The sequence below is a fragment of the Streptomyces sp. P3 genome (assembly GCF_003032475.1).
Lineage (GTDB): Bacteria > Actinomycetota > Actinomycetes > Streptomycetales > Streptomycetaceae > Streptomyces.
On record NZ_CP028369.1, the window covers coordinates 5,046,208 to 5,062,435 of the forward strand.

15 protein-coding genes and 1 pseudogene are annotated in these 16,228 nt (G+C 72.9%); 10 read left to right on the forward strand and 6 right to left on the reverse strand.

The window, feature by feature from the left end; genetic code table 11:
* Window positions 1–102 precede the first annotated feature (102 nt).
* Together C6376_RS22765 and C6376_RS22770 are read right to left on the reverse strand one after the other, a co-directional pair.
* Window positions 103–282, reverse strand: a complete 180-nt coding sequence (locus C6376_RS22765) for a hypothetical protein (protein WP_107445128.1) — start codon at window positions 280–282, stop codon at window positions 103–105.
* Window positions 283–446: 164 nt separating this feature from the next.
* The gene (locus tag C6376_RS22770) at window positions 447–1,322 is read right to left on the reverse strand and encodes an undecaprenyl-diphosphate phosphatase (protein WP_107445129.1); all 876 of its coding nucleotides are present in this window, start codon (window positions 1,320–1,322) and stop codon (window positions 447–449) included.
* Window positions 1,323–1,750: 428 nt separating this feature from the next.
* Between C6376_RS22770 and C6376_RS22775 the strand changes: the two genes are divergently transcribed.
* From C6376_RS22775 to C6376_RS22785, 3 genes and pseudogenes are all read left to right on the forward strand, one after another.
* On the forward strand, window positions 1,751–2,947 hold the full coding sequence (locus C6376_RS22775; RefSeq protein WP_107449113.1) for a Gfo/Idh/MocA family protein: 1,197 nt from the start codon (window positions 1,751–1,753) through the stop codon (window positions 2,945–2,947).
* Window positions 2,944–3,873, forward strand: coding sequence for a PmoA family protein (locus C6376_RS22780; protein ID WP_107445130.1), 930 nt, complete (start codon window positions 2,944–2,946; stop codon window positions 3,871–3,873). The genes C6376_RS22775 and C6376_RS22780 overlap by 4 nt, the downstream gene beginning before the upstream one ends.
* Window positions 3,867–3,965, forward strand: a pseudogene (locus tag C6376_RS22785) (cupin); the annotation flags it as partial. The gene C6376_RS22780 and the pseudogene C6376_RS22785, both read left to right, overlap by 7 nt.
* Window positions 3,966–4,074: 109 nt before the next feature.
* Here the strand turns inward: C6376_RS22785 and C6376_RS22790 are convergent.
* Window positions 4,075–4,914, reverse strand: coding sequence for a TVP38/TMEM64 family protein (locus C6376_RS22790; RefSeq protein ID WP_107445131.1), 840 nt, complete (start codon window positions 4,912–4,914; stop codon window positions 4,075–4,077).
* A gap of 49 nt (window positions 4,915–4,963) precedes the next feature.
* Here C6376_RS22790 and C6376_RS22795 point away from each other — a divergent pair, with 49 nt between their 5' ends.
* The 3 genes from C6376_RS22795 (at window position 4,964) to C6376_RS22805 (ending at window position 8,156) form a co-directional block, all read left to right on the forward strand.
* The gene (locus C6376_RS22795) at window positions 4,964–5,698 is read left to right on the forward strand and encodes a DNA alkylation repair protein (RefSeq protein WP_107449114.1); all 735 of its coding nucleotides are present in this window, start codon (window positions 4,964–4,966) and stop codon (window positions 5,696–5,698) included.
* Window positions 5,699–6,002: 304 nt separating this feature from the next.
* Complete coding sequence (tuf, locus tag C6376_RS22800) at window positions 6,003–7,172, forward strand: elongation factor Tu (protein ID WP_107445132.1); 1,170 nt, start codon at window positions 6,003–6,005, stop codon at window positions 7,170–7,172.
* 192 nt (window positions 7,173–7,364) lie between these two features.
* Window positions 7,365–8,156, forward strand: coding sequence for a spermidine synthase (locus C6376_RS22805; RefSeq protein WP_107449115.1), 792 nt, complete (start codon window positions 7,365–7,367; stop codon window positions 8,154–8,156).
* A gap of 52 nt (window positions 8,157–8,208) precedes the next feature.
* On the opposite strand, the gene C6376_RS22810 is transcribed toward C6376_RS22805, so the two are convergent.
* Window positions 8,209–9,231, reverse strand: coding sequence for a hypothetical protein (locus tag C6376_RS22810; RefSeq protein ID WP_107445133.1), 1,023 nt, complete (start codon window positions 9,229–9,231; stop codon window positions 8,209–8,211).
* A 255-nt stretch (window positions 9,232–9,486) separates the two neighbouring features.
* Here C6376_RS22810 and C6376_RS22815 point away from each other — a divergent pair, with 255 nt between their 5' ends.
* The 3 genes from C6376_RS22815 to C6376_RS22830 all read left to right on the forward strand — a co-directional run bounded on the left by C6376_RS22815 (window position 9,487) and on the right by C6376_RS22830 (window position 13,826).
* Window positions 9,487–9,924, forward strand: a complete 438-nt coding sequence (locus C6376_RS22815; RefSeq protein ID WP_107449116.1) for a DUF4442 domain-containing protein — start codon at window positions 9,487–9,489, stop codon at window positions 9,922–9,924.
* 919 nt (window positions 9,925–10,843) lie between these two features.
* Window positions 10,844–12,829 carry an RICIN domain-containing protein gene (locus C6376_RS22825; RefSeq protein WP_107445134.1) on the forward strand — a complete coding sequence of 662 codons (1,986 nt, stop codon included), beginning with the start codon at window positions 10,844–10,846 and terminating at the stop codon, window positions 12,827–12,829.
* 340 nt (window positions 12,830–13,169) lie between these two features.
* Window positions 13,170–13,826, forward strand: a complete 657-nt coding sequence (locus C6376_RS22830; RefSeq protein ID WP_107449117.1) for a DedA family protein — start codon at window positions 13,170–13,172, stop codon at window positions 13,824–13,826.
* 27 nt (window positions 13,827–13,853) lie between these two features.
* Here C6376_RS22830 and C6376_RS22835 read toward each other — a convergent pair whose 3' ends face one another.
* Window positions 13,854–14,384 (reverse strand): gamma carbonic anhydrase family protein, encoded by a 531-nt coding sequence (locus tag C6376_RS22835; protein ID WP_107445135.1) that lies wholly within the window; start codon window positions 14,382–14,384, stop codon window positions 13,854–13,856.
* Between the two features lie 108 nt (window positions 14,385–14,492).
* Here C6376_RS22835 and C6376_RS22840 point away from each other — a divergent pair, with 108 nt between their 5' ends.
* A complete protein-coding gene (locus C6376_RS22840) occupies window positions 14,493–15,257 on the forward strand; it encodes an acyltransferase (protein ID WP_107449118.1) in 765 nt (254 codons plus the stop codon).
* A 33-nt stretch (window positions 15,258–15,290) separates the two neighbouring features.
* On the opposite strand, the gene C6376_RS22845 is transcribed toward C6376_RS22840, so the two are convergent.
* Window positions 15,291–16,148 (reverse strand): DMT family transporter, encoded by an 858-nt coding sequence (locus tag C6376_RS22845; RefSeq protein ID WP_107445136.1) that lies wholly within the window; start codon window positions 16,146–16,148, stop codon window positions 15,291–15,293.
* Between the last annotated feature and the right edge of the window lie 80 nt (window positions 16,149–16,228).

The following is a 16,228-nucleotide window of genomic DNA, read 5'->3' on the forward strand; positions in this document are numbered from 1 at the left end:
GCACCGTGGACGCGGCAGGCGACGGCCGCACCCGGCTGGGGCGATCCTGGCTCTCGCCCCTTGTCACCCGCTCGGTCACGGGGGCTCCAGGGCGGCGGGGGCTCAGGCCGCCTTGACCACTTCGCCGCGGATCGCCGAGGCCCACTCCACGACCAACAGCTCGTATTCTGCCCGCTCCTGGGTGGACAGCGACCCGCCGGAGCGCATCCAGAGGGCCCGGATCCGCTCGTTCACCTCGGCAGCGGACCGCACGGAACCAGGGGAGACAGAAGTGGGGGACATGCGCCAAGCCTAGGCGCAAGCACTGACACTGCGCTACCGGACGGCTACGCCGGCCGATATGGGCTTGGTCACGGTTGATCGATCAACCGGCCCGGCGCCGCGGTGAGTTGCCTTGCCCGCCGCTCGGCGTCCCGAGTCCCGTCCTGCCCGGCCGGGCTGACGCGTCAGCCCGCGGACTCCGCCGCGTGCGGGCTGAGCGCGCCCGTCGCGACCAGGGCGATGATGACGATGCCGAGGACGACGCGGTAATAGACGAACGGCATGAACGACTTGGTGCTGATGAACTTCATGAACCAGGCGATGACCGCGTAGCCCGTCGCGAAGGCGATCACTGTCGCGAACAGCGTCGGCCCCCACGCCACGTGGCCGCCCTCCAGCGCGTCCTTCGTCTCGAAGACCCCGGAGGCCAGCACGGCCGGGATGGCGAGCAGGAAGGAGTAACGCGCCGCGGCCTCGCGCTTGTAGCCCATGAACAGGCCGCCGCTGATGGTGGCGCCGGAACGCGAGACGCCGGGGATCAGCGCGCAGGCCTGGCAGAGGCCGAAGATCAGGCCGTCCTTGACGCCCAGGTTCTCCAGGGTCTTGCGCTGCTTGGGCGCACGGTGCTTCCCGCCCGTCTCGTCCCGGGCCGCGAGACGGTCGGCGACGCCGATCACGATGCCGACGACGACGAGCATGGTGGCGGTGATCCGCAGGTCGCGGAACGGTCCCTCGATCTGGTCCTTCAGGGTCACACCCAGCAGGCCGATCGGGATGGAACCGACGATCACCAGCCAGCCCATCTGGGCGTCGTGGTCCTTGCGCATCGTCTTGTCGAACAGTGACCGGCTCCACGCCGCGATGATCCGCCCGATGTCCTTGCGGAAGTAGATGAGGACCGCGGCCTCCGTGCCGATCTGCGTGATCGCCGTGAAGGCGGCGCCGGGGTCTTCCCACCCGGAGAACGCCGCGGTCAGCCGCAGGTGCGCGCTGGAGGAGACGGGGAGGAACTCGGTCAGCCCCTGGACGAGTCCGAGGATGAGGGATTCAAACCAAGACATGAGGTTACGGAGTCCAAGTGCCGATCGGAGCGGGGCGACGGCGACGGCGGGCCGCCGCGACCGTTGATTCAAGACTGTGCAAAGGAAGCGTAGCGGTCTGGTGTGCCGCCTCGTTCACAGGGGTTTCGGGGACGTCACGTCCGGAGCCCGGCAGGTGCCCCCCATCGGCCCGCGATGCGGGTTCGGTCTACGGCCGGGCCGCGACGCCGGGTTTCGGGGTCAGGCCGGAGAGGGGTTGCGGGGACCGTCCGCGGGCGGCCCGCGGCGGGGCCGCGGCACGGGTTCGCATGGTTGACCGGCCGCCCGGGCGCCGCATACGTTGCTGCCGACGGGAAAGCGCTTGCTGTGCCCACGTACTGGACGCTTCCCGCTCGTCGCTGGCCCGCCCGGCTGAACGGCCGCACGTCACAGGAGTGCTGATCACGTCCATGTCCCCCTCCACTCCGCCCCGGATCCCACTCGACGGCCGCCGCATCCGGGCCGCTGTCGTCGGCGTCGGCGCCATCGGCCGCGGTTCCCACCTGCCCGCCCTCCAGCAGCTCGCCGCCGAGGGCGAGACCGAGGTCGTGGCGGCCGTTGACATCGATGCCACCGCCGTCCGGGCGTTCTGCGCCGATGGCGGGGTCCCGCACCCGTACACCGATCTGGAGCGGATGCTGGCGGAGCAGCGCCCCGACCTCGTGACCATCTGCACCCCGCCGACCCTGCATCGTGAGCAGAGCGTGGCCGCGTTGCGGGCGGGCGCCTGGGTGTGGTGCGAGAAGCCTCCCGTGCCGACCCTCGCCGACTACGCGGCGGTGGAGGCGGAGGAGGGCACTCAGGGTGGCCCGTACTCGTCGATCGTCTTCCAGCACCGCTTCGGCTCGGGGACGCGGCACGTGCGGCGGCTGCTCGCCGAGCAGGCCCTCGGACGGCCGCTCGTCGTGCACTGCCAGACCACCTGGTACCGCGACACCGCGTACTACGCCGTCCCCTGGCGCGGTCGCTGGGAGACCGAGGGCGGCGGCCCGGCCATGGGCCACGGCATCCACCAGATGGACCTCATGCTCGACCTCCTGGGCCCGTGGAGCGAGGTGCGGGCGATGGCCGGCCGGCTCGTGCACGCCGTGGAGACGGAGGACGTGTCCACCGCGCTGGTCCGCTTCGAGAGCGGAGCCCTGGCCACGGTCGTCAACAGCGTCCTGAGCCCCGACGAGGTCAGCCGTATCCGCATCGACTGCGAGCGCGCCACCGTCGAGCTCACCCACCTCTACGGCCATTCCAACGCCGACTGGCGCGTCACCCCCGCCCCCGGTGTGCCGGGCGACGAGGCGGCGGCCTGGCGCGACTTCGGCGCGGACGTCCCCAGTTCGCACCTCGCGCAGCTGCGGGAGCTGGTCGCGAGCATGCGCGCCGGCCGACGGCCGCGCAGCAGCGGTGCCGACGGACGCACCAGCCTGGAACTGGTCACCGCCCTGTACAAGTCGGCGTTCACCGACACGACGGTACGGCGGGGCGAGATCGGGCCCGGCGACCCCTACTACACGGCGCTCCACGGCGGCGCCCCGGGCTGGGCTCCCGGTACGGGCACGGGTACGGGCACCGGCGCCGCCCCGGGCCCGGCGCAGGCGGAGGTACCCGCATGACCGGGGAGCTGCGGCTCGTCCACGCCCACGGCGACCGCGTCACGGTCACCGCCCCGGCCACCGGCGTCGAACTTCTCGCCTACGTCTACCGTCCGGAGGCCGCGTGGGAGGCGCCGAAGCCGTACCTCCACCCGATGAGGACCCTGGCCGGCGACGTCGTCACCGACTACCGCCCGAACGACCACCGCTGGCACAAGGGACTGTCGCTCACCGCCTCCCACCTCTCCGGGGCCAACCTGTGGGGCGGCAACTCGTACGTCCACGGAGACGGCTATCTCGAACTGCCGGAGCGCGTCGGCTCCATGACACACGCGGGCTTCGACGAGGTCGCCGCGGAAGACGGCCGGGTCGTCATCGCCGAGCGCCTGGACTGGCGGCCGCACAGCGGGGAGCTGTGGGCGCGGGAGTCCCGCCGGATCGAGGTGCACGACGTCGACCACGCCTCCGGCTCCTGGGCGCTGACCTGGACCAGCGCCGTCGTCAACTGCCGGGAGGAGCCGCTGCGCTTCGGCAGCCCGACCACCGCGGGGCGGGAGATGGCCGGCTACACGGGCCTGTTCTGGCGCGGCCCGCGCGCTTTCCGGGACGGCCGCATCATCGGCCCGGACGGGGAGGGGCCGGGGCTGATGGCCTCGCAGAGCCCCTGGCTCGCCCTGTCCGGCGAGCACGACGGCGCGGACGGCCACGCCACCGTCGTCTTCGCACACGCGCCCGAGAACGACCACGACGGCGCCCGGGGCGCGCACCCCGCACACTGGTTCGTCCGCAACGAGCCCTTCGCGGGCATCGCCCCGTCCTGGGCGTTCTTCGACGAACTGGAGCTCGCCCCCGGCGAGACGCTCACGCGCCGCTATCGCGTCGTCGTGGCCGACGGCGCCTGGGAGCGGCCGGAGATCGCCAAGTACCTCGAGGAGCATCCCTGGTGAGCGGGTACGCGGGCCTGCCCGGCGGTGTCGCGGTGTCGCGCCTGCGCGTGTACGACTGGCCCGCGTCCGACGGGCTGCGCGGGGGGAACCCCTGACCTGATCCGGGGTACGGGCCGAGGAGCCGCCGGTGTACGGGAGGTTCGGAAGGTGCGGTCGGCAGGACGGGACCGGGCGTGGGAGCCGGACGGACCGGTCACCGCGTCACGCGCGGCGCAGGTGGTGGCGTTTGCGCCAGGCGACCGCCGCGCCGCCGAGCGCCGGCAGGGCGATGCAGCCCAGGGCGATCAGGAAGGCCGGTGAGGTGGGGGAGGAGGCGCGGGCCCCGGCCACGACGTACGCGGCCGTGTTCGGGACCGAGCCGAGTGCGGTCGCGGTCAGGAAGGACGGCCAGCTCATCCGCGAGACGGCGGCGCAGTAGTTCGCGGCCGCGAACGGAACGCCCGGGAACAGCCGGGCCGCCAGCATCGAGCGCAGGCCGTGCCGACTGAGCTGTCCGTCCGCCGCCGTGAGCAGCCGTCCGCGCAGCAGCGGACGCAGGGCGTCCTGGCCGAGCAGCCGGCCCAGCCCGAAGGCCGTGCCGGCCCCCAGTACCGTGCCCGCCAGCGCCGCCGCGATGCCCCACTGTGAGCCGAACAACGCGCCCGCGGCCAGGTTCAGCAGCGGTCTCGGCACGAACGCCACCGTGCACAGTCCGTACGCCACCGCGAAGACGACGGCGGCCGACGGGCCGCCCAACTGCGGTGGCCAGCCGTCCGCGAGCAGCTTCTGCGGCTCGAAGAGCAGCACGCTCGTGGCGGCCGCGACGAGCAGGGCGACCAGCAGAGCCAGGCGGGACCAGGGCGAGAGCAGCACTGCCGTGCATCGCGCGGCGAGACCGCCGGGCGCGGGGACCGGAGCCGTGACGCGGGCGACGACGGGTGGGACGGCGGGTGTGAGGACACCCGTCACCACGGGCGGGACGGCGGGGACGGCGAGCTCCGTGGCGATGGCCCGGGGAGGGGCCGCGGCGGTGCCGCCAGAGCGGGTGGGGGCATCGAGCATCCAGCGACAGTAACCGACGGAGATGTGTGATCGCCGTATGGTGCGTTTCATGACCGTCACAAGTGCGGGTGCTCCCGGCGTGCCGGACAGCGCTCTCGCCGACACCGTGCTGGAGCGGCTGACGACCGTGTACGGCGCCGCGGCCGACCCCGCCCGGGCGGCGGCGATGCGCGCGTACATGAAGGACGTCGCCCCGTTCCTGGGCCTGCCCACACCCGACCGCCGGGCCCTGTCCCGCGCGGTCCTGGCGGGCGCGCCGCGCCCCGGCGAGGACGACTGCACGGCGATCGCACTGCGCTGCTGGGCGCTGCCGCAGCGCGAGTACCACTACTTCGCCGTCGACTACCTGCGCCGGCATGTGGGACGCCTGTCCTCCGCCTTCCTGCCGACGGCCCGCCGGCTCGTCGCCACGACGTCCTGGTGGGACACCGTGGACCTGCTCGCCGCGCATGTGGTCGGCGCCCTCGTCGCGGCCGACCCCCGGCTCACCGCCGACATGGACGCCTGGATCGCCGACGAGGACCTGTGGGTCGCCCGCACCGCCCTGCTCCACCAGCTGACCTACAAGGACCGCACGGACGCGGACCGCCTGTTCGCGTACTGTCTGCGCCAGTCCGGGCACCCCGACTTCTTCGTGCGCAAGGCCATCGGCTGGAGCCTGCGCGAGTACGCCAAGACCGACCCGGAGGCCGTCCGCGCCTTTCTCGTCCGGGAGCGGGGCAGGTTCGCGCCGCTGAGCGTGCGCGAGGCGCTGAAGAACATCGGCGGCGTCCCGGCCGGATGACGGCCGGACGCCCCGCCTCCCGACGGCGGCGGCAGGCGGCCGGCCGCACCCGCCGAAAACCCTTCGACACCGAACGAACCGTCCGCGATGATCGACGACATGTTCCGGTACGCCTTCCTCCTCGCCGCATCCGCAGTCGCGGATGCCCCGAAGGCTGCCGTCCCGCCTTTCCCGGCCGCTGTCGACGGCGCCCGAAGCTGACCCTCTCCGGATCGTCCGGCGGACCCCGCAGGGGGAGGGTCGGGCAGCAATCCGGGGTCCGCGTTCCTCTGGAACTCCTACGGACACGCTTCGAGGTACAGCCATGCCCAAGACCGCCTACGTGCGCACCAAGCCGCACCTCAACATCGGCACCATGGGTCACGTCGACCACGGCAAGACCACCCTGACCGCGGCCATCACCAAGGTGCTCGCCGACCGCGGGACCGGCGCCTTCGTGCCGTTCGACCGCATCGACCGAGCCCCGGAGGAGGCCGCGCGCGGCATCACCATCAACATCGCGCACGTCGAGTACGAGACCGACACCCGCCACTACGCGCACGTCGACATGCCGGGCCACGCCGACTACGTCAAGAACATGGTCACCGGCGCCGCGCAGCTCGACGGGGCGATCCTCGTCGTCTCCGCGCTCGACGGGATCATGCCGCAGACCGCCGAACACGTCCTGCTCGCCCGGCAGGTGGGGGTCGACCACATCGTGGTGGCGCTCAACAAGGCCGACGCCGGGGACGAGGAGCTCATCGACCTCGTCGAACTGGAGGTCCGCGACCTGCTCACCGAGCACGGCTACGGCGGCGACGCCGCGCCCGTCGTCCGGGTGTCGGGGCTGCGGGCGCTGGCGGGCGACCCGCGGTGGACGGCGTCGGTCGACGCGCTGCTCGACGCGGTGGACACCTATGTGCCGTTGCCCGAGCGGTATCTCGACGCGCCGTTCCTGCTGCCCGTGGAGAACGTGCTCACCATCACCGGCCGCGGGACCGTCGTCACGGGGGCGGTGGAGCGGGGCACGGTGCGGGTGGGCGACCGGGTCGAGGTGCTCGGCGCGGGCGTGGACAGCGTGGTGACGGGGCTGGAGACCTTCGGCAAGCCCATGGACGAGGCGCAGGCCGGCGACAGCGTCGCGTTGCTGCTGCGCGGTGTGCCGCGCGACGCGGTGCGCCGGGGTCATGTGGTGGCGGCCCCCGGCAGTGTGACGCCCCGACGCAGGTTCTCCGCCGAGGTGTACGTGCTGTCGACGCGCGAGGGCGGCCGTGCCACGCCCGTCTCGACCGGCTACCGGCCGCAGTTCTACATCCGCACGGCGGACGTCGTCGGGGACGTGGACCTGGGGGAGACCGCCGTGGCACGGCCCGGCGAGCGGGTCGCCATGACCGTCGAACTGGGCCGGGAGGTCCCGCTGGAGCCGGGGCTCGGCTTCGCGGTCCGCGAGGGCGGGCGGACGGTGGCGGCGGGCACGGTGACAGCCGTCCTGTAGGCACGGCACGGCCCACGCGTCGTGGGCGGACCGCGGACGCGCGCCGCGGTCCGGCAGGTACGGCGGGGGGATCGCGGACGCGCGCCGCGGTCCCCCCGGCACAATGACAGGGTGAACGACCAGGTGAGCCGACAGGCGAACGACGACCCCGTACCCGTGTCCCGAGCCGTCGACCACGGCGTCGCCAAACTGATGCCCGACGTCGACCGGGACCGGGCCTGGCTGCTGACGGTCGACGGCGCCCCGCAGTCGTACGTCGACCTCGACGAGCCGACCCACCTGGAGTTCGAGTACGCGCGCCGCCTCGGCCACGTCCTGGACAGCGTCGCCGAGCCGGGGCGGCCGCTGGACGCGGTGCATCTCGGCGGCGGCGCGCTCAGCCTGCCGCGGTACCTGGCCGCGACGCGGCCCGGATCCCGGCAGGACGTCGTCGAGTTCGACCACGGCCTGCTGGACCTGGTGGCCGAGTGCCTGCCCCTGCCGACCGGGGCGGGCATCGCCCTGCACGCCGCGGACGCGCGGGCCTGGCTGGAGACGGCGCCGGACGACTCCGCCGACGTACTCGTCGCGGACGTCTTCGGCGGCTCGCGCGTCCCCGCCGCACTCACGTCCCTCTCCTATGCCCGGCAGGCCGGACGGGTCCTGCGCGGTGACGGTGTCTACCTCGCGAACCTCGCGGACTCGGCGCCGTTCGGCTTCCTGCGCTCCCAACTGGCCAACCTGGCGGCGGTGTTCGAGGAACTGGTGCTCATCGCCGAACCGGCCGTGCTGCGCGGCCGCCGGTTCGGCAACGCGGTGCTCGCCGCCGCACACCGCCCGCTGGACGTGAGCGCACTGGCCCGCCGCACGGCCTCCGACGCGTTCCCGGCCCGGGTCGAGCACGGCCCCGGCCTGCGCCGCTTCATCGGGGACGCGCACCCGGTGCGGGACGAGGACGCCGTCCCCTCGCCCGAGCCGCCCGAGGGTGCGTTCGGCATCGGCTGACCGGCGCGCCTCGCCCCGCGCTGCCCGCCACCACGCGCCCTCCCGTCACGCCCTAGCCGTGCGTCGGTGTTCCGTGGAGGCGCACGGTGCTGAGGATCTGCATGATCGTGGCTGTCGGGAGCTCGTCCTTCACGCCCTTGGCTCCGTAGAGGTTCCACGACACGAAGTCACCGGCGGAGTTCTTGAAGCCGAACGTGATCGCCTTGCCGTCGCTGTCGCACTTGCCCTTCTGGGGCGTGTTCGTCGACTGGGCCCAGGCGTAACTGCCCTTGATGCCCGAGGCGGTGGTGAAGGCGGTGGCCTTCTTGTCGAAGGTGAGGCTCTTCTTGTCCGGCTCGGTGTAGCCGCCGAACACCCACCAGGCGGGCGTGTTGATCGCGATCTCGTCGGTGGTCTTGGCGCCCTCGGCGCCCTTGGAGCCGACCACGGCCAGCGCGGTGTCCTCGGTCTTGCCGTCCTTGTCGGAGTCCGTGGAGCACCACTTCGACTTGAACTCCGCCGTGCCCCCCTGAAGGATCCGGTCGTAGCCGTCGGACTTCTTCTTGTCCTCCCACTCGAAGCCCTGGCTCAGGCCCGGCGACTGGACCTCCCAGTCCGCCGGCACGTCGTAGGCGAGGCCCCACTTGGGGTTCACGACGACCTTCCAGCCGGCCACGGTCGGCTTCTCGGTCTCGTTCGTGCGCGGGTTGTCGTCCGTGCCGGACGAGGCGGAAGCCGAGGCGGACGTGGAGGTCGTCGGGCTCGGGCTGCCCTTGCTCACGTCGGTCTTCCCGTCGTCACCGCGGCCCAGCACGAGGAAGCCGGTGACTCCTGCGGCCACCACGACGGCGGAGGCCGCGACGATCGCTACCAGTTTCGTCCGGTTGCCTCCGCCCCCGCCGCTGCCGGGCGGCGGCGTGGGCGCGCCCGCGGGCGACGGCGCGCCCCACTGGGTCTGCTGGACATAGGGGTTGGGTTGCTGCTGGTAGCCGGGCTGCTGATACGGATTCGGCTGCTGGTATCCCGGCTGCTGGTACGGATTGTTCTGCGCCTGCGGGTTCTGCTCTCCCCCGGGGGGCTGCTGTCCTGGCCACATGGCCAGAAACCCTAGTGCCGTGCCGGACACGATTCGGTCACCGCCCCTTGTCAGGGACGTACCGAATCGCGGCTCCGCCGGCCGGAACACACGCATCGTGTCCGTTACCTTCCGAATTGCGGTGACGGCCGCCCGTGTCCCGGTGGCGCCCGGATGGCGTCCGCGTCACCGGACATCGGGGGTGCGGGGCTCGTCACACCGGTCTGGCCAGCCGAAGCTACCCGCAGGTAACCTCCGGGTATGAGCGCAGACCAGATGTCCGTCGGCGAGATGCTCGCCGCCACCGTGCCGATGGCCCGGACCCTCCACCTCGAGTTCCTGGAGGCCGGTCCGGAGAAGGCCGTGGTCGTCCTGCCGGACCAGGGCGAGTTCCACAACCACGTCGGCGGCCCGCACGCCGGGGCGATGTTCACGCTCGGCGAGTCCGCCAGCGGCGCGATCGTGCTCGCCGCGTTCGGCGACCAGCTCTCCCGTGCGGTGCCGCTCGCCGTCGGCGCCGAGATCGCCTACCGCAAGCTCGCCATGGGCCCGGTCACCGCCACCGCCACCCTGGGCCGTCCGGCCGCCGAGGTGGTCGCGGAACTCGACGCCGGAGAGCGCCCCGAGTTCCCGGTCGCCATCGAGATCCGCCGTGCCGACGGGGCCGTCACCGGCGAGATGACCGTCGTCTGGACCCTGCGCCCCAACGGCTGACCCGGCTCGGCGCGCCTGTGGCGGCCGTCGGCGCCGCGTCCCGCGGGTGCGGCGCGGTCGCCGGTCCGTATACCGCCCCACGGTCGTGGACCCGTGGACCCGTGGACCCGTGGACCGGGCGGCGCGGCCGGCACCGGTGTGCGACGACGTCTGCCGCCGACCGCTGCGCAGATTCCCGTTCCTGCTTCTGTTGCGGTGCCCGTTCCTGTATCTGTTCCCGGTTCTGTTCCCGTTCCGGTTTCTGCTCCTGCTGCCGTCCGGCGGCGCCGTCCTCCAGGTTCGCGACGAATCTCCTCGAGCCAGGCCGTGAACTCCGCTCCCGGGTCGGGCCGGTCGTAGGCGAGGCGGACGACCGTGCGCAGACAGTCGGCCTTGTCGCCGGTGCCGTAACGCCGCTCCGAGAGCATCTCCTTCGCAGTCGCCTTGACGTCGGGGAGGAGCGGGGTGCCGAGACCGGCAGCGGGGGCTACTGCTTTTGCGGACCATGGATGCGGGGCGGGGGCACTCGTGCTGACCGATGCTGATGGCAGTACGCCGAGAGCCGCCTCGGGGATTCCCGTGGACCGGTCGCTCCGACTCCCGGGCGGGTGGACGGGGTCGCCGCGACGGGCCCGAAGTTGGAGATTCCGTGCGCCATCCTGCTTTCCGCGGGCACAAGTTGAGCCCGGTCCTCCGGTGGGTTTTCGAAAACGGGTGCGGATACCGTCGGTAACTTATCTGAAATTCCCGCACTTTGAACTTGGGTCACTCAAACTCCTTGTTTCCCGTGAGACGCGTGTGCGAAGGTGAGCCTCCCCTTACGGAAGGGCCGGATCCGGTCGACGCGCCTGGTCAGGCCAAAGGTATGCACCAATCAGGCACCTGCTTTCCGACGACGTCCTATTCCGTGCCGTTCGTCGGCTTGGAAGGAATTGGTTCCGTGCAATCCCCCAACCCCCCACGCCCGCCCCACCCGCCCCGACCCGGCTGGACGCCCGGGGACTCCGACCCCCAGCTCGTCGCCCGACTGGCCGGCGGCGACGGGCGGCACCGCGCGATCGCCCTGCTCTTCGCCCGTCACTGGCGGGCCGCTCACGACTACGCGACCGTCTGTCTGGCCGGTACCGAGGACACGGCCCGACTGGTGGCCGCCGCCGCGTTCCACGAGGTGCTCGGCCGCCTCGCGGACGGACGCACCGCAGGGGCCCTGCGTCCCGAGCTCCTCGTCGCCGTCCGTGAGACGGTCCGGCAATGGGCCGGCGCCGAAAGCGTTTCCGCCGTTCTGCCGGAGCTGCGGAAAACCGTCGGCGGCCGTGGACTGCGCGCCGCGCGACCGGCGACCGCGGAAAGGCGGCAACTCGCCGAACACGCTTTCCAGTTGCTCCCGGCGGCCTCCCAATGCCTGTTGTGGCACACCGAGGTGGAGTCGGAACCCATAACCGTACCGGCCGGTCTGTCGGGCATGGACGCCGTGACCGCTGCGGCCGTCCTGGAACAGGCACGGGAACAATTCCGGGCGGCCTGCGTACGCGCCCACCGGGAACTCGCGCCGACCGGCGAATGCCGCTTCTACAACCGTCTCCTCGACATCCCCCTGCGTCGCGGCGGCACCCTGCTGCCCGATGTCCGGCAGCATCTCGCGCACTGCCGTTTCTGCCGGCACGCCGCCGAACAGCTCAGTCACTTCGACGGCGGACTGGACGTACTGCTCGCCGAGACCGTGCTCGGCTGGGGCGCGCTGCGCTACCTCGAGTCGCGTCCCGCCCGTACGGCCGCCGCCGACGCCGCTCCCCGGCCCGTCCCCGTGCGTCCGCTCGCCGGGACCGGCCGTCACCGCACCACGTCGGCCGGTCTGCTCGCCCTGCCGGGCAGGCGGCCCAGGGCCCTGCTCGTGGGCGCCGGACTCACCGCCCTCGCACTGGTCGCGACCGTCTTCGTGGCCAGGGGCTGGACGGAAGACACCGGCGTGCCCGGGCCCGGGGCCACCTGGGGCGCGCCGGCCGGCGGCATCAGCGCCCCGGGCACCACCGCGCAGGGCGGCCCGGGCAGCCGTTCGTCCTCCGCTTTTCCGTCGGCCGCGTCCGCCTCGCGGTCCATGGAGATCGCGCGCGGCAGGCTGCGCGGTCCGGACACGGAACTCTGCCTCGACGTCCGGGGAGGCCGGCCGGCGGCCGGAGCGGCGATCGTCCTGACGTCGTGCTCGCAGGGCGCGACCCAGCAGTGGTCGTACGAAGAGGACGGTCTGCTGCGCAGCTCCGCCGACCCCACGCTCTGCCTGGCCGCCGATCCGCACCGCCGCACGACCGCCCTGGCCGGCTGTCTGGTGCACTCCGGCGAGACGTTCTTCGACCTGACCGTCCGCGGCGAGCTCGTACTGCGCCGGAACGACGATCTCGTGGTCGCCCGCGACGCCGACGGCTCGGGCAGGGGCCTCGCCGTCGCCCCACGGGACGGTTCCGCCGGACAGCGGTGGCTGTTCGACGCGGTCGCCCCGTCGGAGGGACGGCCCGGCCCGTCGGTCCGCGGCTCGGCGGAGCCGCCCGACCCGAAGGCCGTGGTGCCGCCGGGCGCACCCGCGCCCCGGGACGCCGCGCCAGTCGCCCCCGACGCCGCTCCCGAGCCCGCCGAACCCACCCCGTCGGCACCGCAGTTCCACACGAGAATCGTCCAGGCGGACTGCTGCGACTCTGCGGGTGACACGGGCTCCCCGGGCTCCCAGGGCGCCGACGCTGCGGACGGTTCGGGCGGCCCCAGGTTCCCAGGCGAACCCGGCACTGCGGGCACTGCGGGTACTCCGGGCGCCTCGCGCGTCCCGGACGGCCGGTCGGCCCCCGCGGCGCATCTCCGGGCCCTTCCCGTCAAGCTCGGCGGGCAGCGGGTACCGATCAGGGCCGTCGTCGGCGTGACGAGGGTCCTCGGACGCTGAGCGGCGGGCCGGGGGCCGACACAAAGGGAACGTGAGGACGAAGAACCGGCCGCAGGCCGGGCCGCGGGGTGCAGACCGTCCAGCGGCCCGGCCCGGCCCGGCCCGGCCTGCGGCCACGTCGATCGCGGGCCGCCCATCCGTCGCGGCGGAGTCCGGGCGGGCGGCCGCGCGATGCCCGGCCGCCACCGTCGACTGCCTGAGCGGAACCTGTGGTTCGTCCCGTGCGTCCCGGATCCGGGGAGGCGGTGCGCCGCACCACCGGACGGCTCCGGACCCGCCGGACCCGGTAGGCTTCGTGGGAACCCGCAAGCCCAGGGACGTCGAACGGGAGGAACCCGCGGTGCACGTGCAGGAATGGCTCGACTCGGTGCCCGCGATCGCCGTCTACGCGGTGGTGGGCCTGGTCATCGGCCTCGAGAGCCTCGGCATCCCGCTGCCCGGCGAGATCATCCTGGTCTCGGCCGCGCTGCTGTCCTCCCAGCACGGCGGGATCAACCCCGTCGTTCTCGGTGCGTGCGCCACCGCCGGCGCCGTCATCGGCGACTCCATCGGCTACGCCATCGGCCGCAAGGGCGGACGTCCGCTGCTGGCCTGGCTCGGCGCGAAGTTCCCCCGGCACTTCAGCGAGGGGCACATCGCCACCGCCGAGCGGTCCTTCGAGAAGTGGGGCATGTGGGCGGTCTTCTTCGGCCGGTTCGTCGCCCTGCTGCGCATCTTCGCCGGCCCGCTCGCGGGCGTCCTGCACATGCCGTACTGGAAGTTCCTCGTCGCCAACGTCCTCGGCGGCATCGCGTGGGCGGGCGGCACGACCGCGGTCATCTACTACGTGGGCGTCGTCGCGGAGTCCTGGCTGAAGCGGTTCTCCTGGCTGGGGCTGGTGCTCGCGGTGCTGATCGGCCTGACCTCGATGCTGGTGCTCAAGCGCAAGGCCAAGAAGATGCAGACGGCGCAGCCCGAGTCCGCGTCCGAGCCGGAGCCGGTGACCGCCGGGGAGTGACGCCCCCAGTGCCGCGGGGCCCGCTGTCTACTCCTGGTGGATCGCGGTGTGCGCCTTGGCGAGATCCGCGTACAACGTGCCGTTCAGCGTGACCCCTTGACGCTCCTCCAGTGTCAACTCCCGCCTGACCTTGGCCGGCACGCCCGCGACCAGCGACCCGGGCGGGACCTGCATCCCCTGCGGCACCAGCGCCTGCGCGGCGACCAGGGAACCCGCCCCGATCACGGCCCCGTTGAGCACCGTCGCGCCCATTCCGACGAGGCAGTCGTCCTCCACGGTCGCGCCGTGCACGACGGCGTTGTGGCCGACGGAGACCCGCTCGCCGATGGTCACCGGAAATCCGGGGTCGGCGTGCAGCGTCACGTTGTCCTGGACGTTCGCGTCCCTGCGCACGGTGATCCGCTCCACGTCGCCGCGCACCACCGCCCCGTACCAGACGCTCGCGCCCGCCTCCAGCGTCACGTCCCCGATCACCGAGGCCGTCGGCGCCACGAACGCCTCCGCGTCGACCCGGGGTTCCCTGCCGCCGATGCCCACGATCAGCGCCCTGTGCGTCATCACCGTCTCCTCGTGTCCGTCGTCTCCGCGCACCGTACGCCACCCGGTGGGGCGAAGATCACAGGCCTGTGGTCCCGTGGTCCCGGCGCCGCTGAGTACGGTGTGCGGGTGCCCAAGCGCAGGAACACGTTCTCATCATGGCGGCGCCGCCTCGTGCAGCGCGCCGTCCACGCGGGCTGGGCCTGGGTGCAGCGCACGGGTTCGGTGACCGCCGAGCGCCCCGGGCGCTTCCGCTTCGGCTCGATGGGGGAGGGCACCCGGCTCGCCTTCCCGCTCGGCACGGTGTTCGGGGAGCCGTGGATCCATCTGGGGGCGCACTGCATCGTCGGCGAGCAGGTCACCCTGACCGCCGGTCTGATGCCCGACCTCGATCTCGGACCCGATCCGATCCTGCGCCTCGGCGACGGCGTGGTCCTCGGCCGGGGCAGTCATGTCATCGCCGACACCACCGTCACCATCGGCAGTGACTGCTACTTCGGCCCGTACGTGTACATCACGTCCACGAACCACTCCTACGACGACCCGCACGAGCCGATCGGCAAGCAGTGGCCGCGGATGGAGCCCGTGGAGATCGGCCCCGGCTGCTGGATCGGCACGGGTGCGGTGATCCTTCCGGGAGCGCGGATCGGCCGCAACGTCGTGGTGGCGGCCGGGGCGGTGGTGCGCGGCCCGGTTCCCGACCACTCGGTGGTCGCGGGCGCCCCCGCCCGGGTCGTACGGCGGTGGACGCCCGCCGACGGCTGGCAGCCGCCGCTGCGCACCCCGCCCCCGGTGCCGATACCGGACGGCGTCACCCCGGACCAGCTGGTCGCGCTGTCGGAGCTGGACGAGGCGACGGTGGAACGCCTCGCCCAGCTGGAGCCCGAGAGCTGAAGCGCGTTCGGGGGCCGGGTCGGGGCAGGTGGCTCAGCCGGTCGCCAGCAGCAGTGTGCCCGCCAGGGCCAGCCCCGCGCCGGCCACCTGGAGCCCGCGGAGCCGTTCGCGCAGCAGGCCGCGCGCGGCGAGGGCCGTGACGACGGGGTAGAGGGAGGCGAGCACGGCGGCCACCGTGACCGGACCGTGCTGGGCGGCGACGACATAGGTGCCGTTCGCCGCGACGTCGGCGAGGCCGACGAAGGCCAGGGCCGGCAGCGAGCGCCACGGGAAACCGCCGTCCGGGAGGGTGGCGGCGTTCCGCCGTACGGAGAGGTACAGCGCGAGGCCGCCGATCGCCACACTGACCGCGCGCTGGACGAAGAGAGCGAGGAACAGGCCCGTCACCGTGGTCGACGCCTCCGCGATCAGGGCGAACACCGTGCCGAAGCCGAAGGCCGCGACGAGCGTGAGCAGGATGGCCCGACGCTGTACGGGCGCGCCCCGCAGCTGCGGTCCGCCCGCGAGGACCACCCCGAGCACGGCGACCGCGATCCCCGCGATCTGCAGCAGTCCGGGCCGCTCGCCGAGGAAAAGTCCCACGCCGACCGGGACGGCCACACCGACCGTGCCGAGCGGGGAGACCACCCCCATGGGGCCGAGCGCGAGCGCCTTGTAGAAGCAGAGCAGCGCCACCGGGCCCACCGTCCCGGCGGCGACCGCGAACCACAACCGGGGGCCGGCCTCGCTCCAGCCGTCGGTGGCGAACACGATCGCGCCGAGGACCGCCGCGGCGATCGCCTGCGAGACGACGACCACCGTCAGCGCCGGGGTGCGCCGGGTCAGCAGGCCGCCGCCGAAGTCGGCCAGTCCCCACAGCAGGCTGGTGGCGAGGGCGAAGAGTGCTGTCACGGATCACTCGCAGTACAGTTCGGTGGACGATCGGGTACACCACACCATAGTGCAGTGGAGTGAACCCAGTAATTCAACAT

Bases quoted from the DNA above. Each gene is read 5' to 3' on its own strand.
- tuf (WP_107445132.1), top strand. From the start codon at position 6,003: ATGCCCAAGACCGCCTACGTGCGCACCAAGCCGCACCTCAACATCGGC.
- C6376_RS22835 (WP_107445135.1), bottom strand. From the start codon at position 14,384: ATGACGCACAGGGCGCTGATCGTGGGCATCGGCGGCAGGGAACCCCGG.
- C6376_RS22795 (WP_107449114.1), top strand. From the start codon at position 4,964: ATGACCGTCACAAGTGCGGGTGCTCCCGGCGTGCCGGACAGCGCTCTC.
- C6376_RS22765 (WP_107445128.1), bottom strand. From the start codon at position 282: ATGTCCCCCACTTCTGTCTCCCCTGGTTCCGTGCGGTCCGCTGCCGAG.
- C6376_RS22770 (WP_107445129.1), bottom strand. From the start codon at position 1,322: ATGTCTTGGTTTGAATCCCTCATCCTCGGACTCGTCCAGGGGCTGACC.
- C6376_RS22780 (WP_107445130.1), top strand. From the start codon at position 2,944: ATGACCGGGGAGCTGCGGCTCGTCCACGCCCACGGCGACCGCGTCACG.
- C6376_RS22790 (WP_107445131.1), bottom strand. From the start codon at position 4,914: ATGCTCGATGCCCCCACCCGCTCTGGCGGCACCGCCGCGGCCCCTCCC.
- C6376_RS22810 (WP_107445133.1), bottom strand. From the start codon at position 9,231: ATGTGGCCAGGACAGCAGCCCCCCGGGGGAGAGCAGAACCCGCAGGCG.
- C6376_RS22815 (WP_107449116.1), top strand. From the start codon at position 9,487: ATGTCCGTCGGCGAGATGCTCGCCGCCACCGTGCCGATGGCCCGGACC.
- C6376_RS22805 (WP_107449115.1), top strand. From the start codon at position 7,365: ATGCCCGACGTCGACCGGGACCGGGCCTGGCTGCTGACGGTCGACGGC.
- C6376_RS22775 (WP_107449113.1), top strand. From the start codon at position 1,751: ATGTCCCCCTCCACTCCGCCCCGGATCCCACTCGACGGCCGCCGCATC.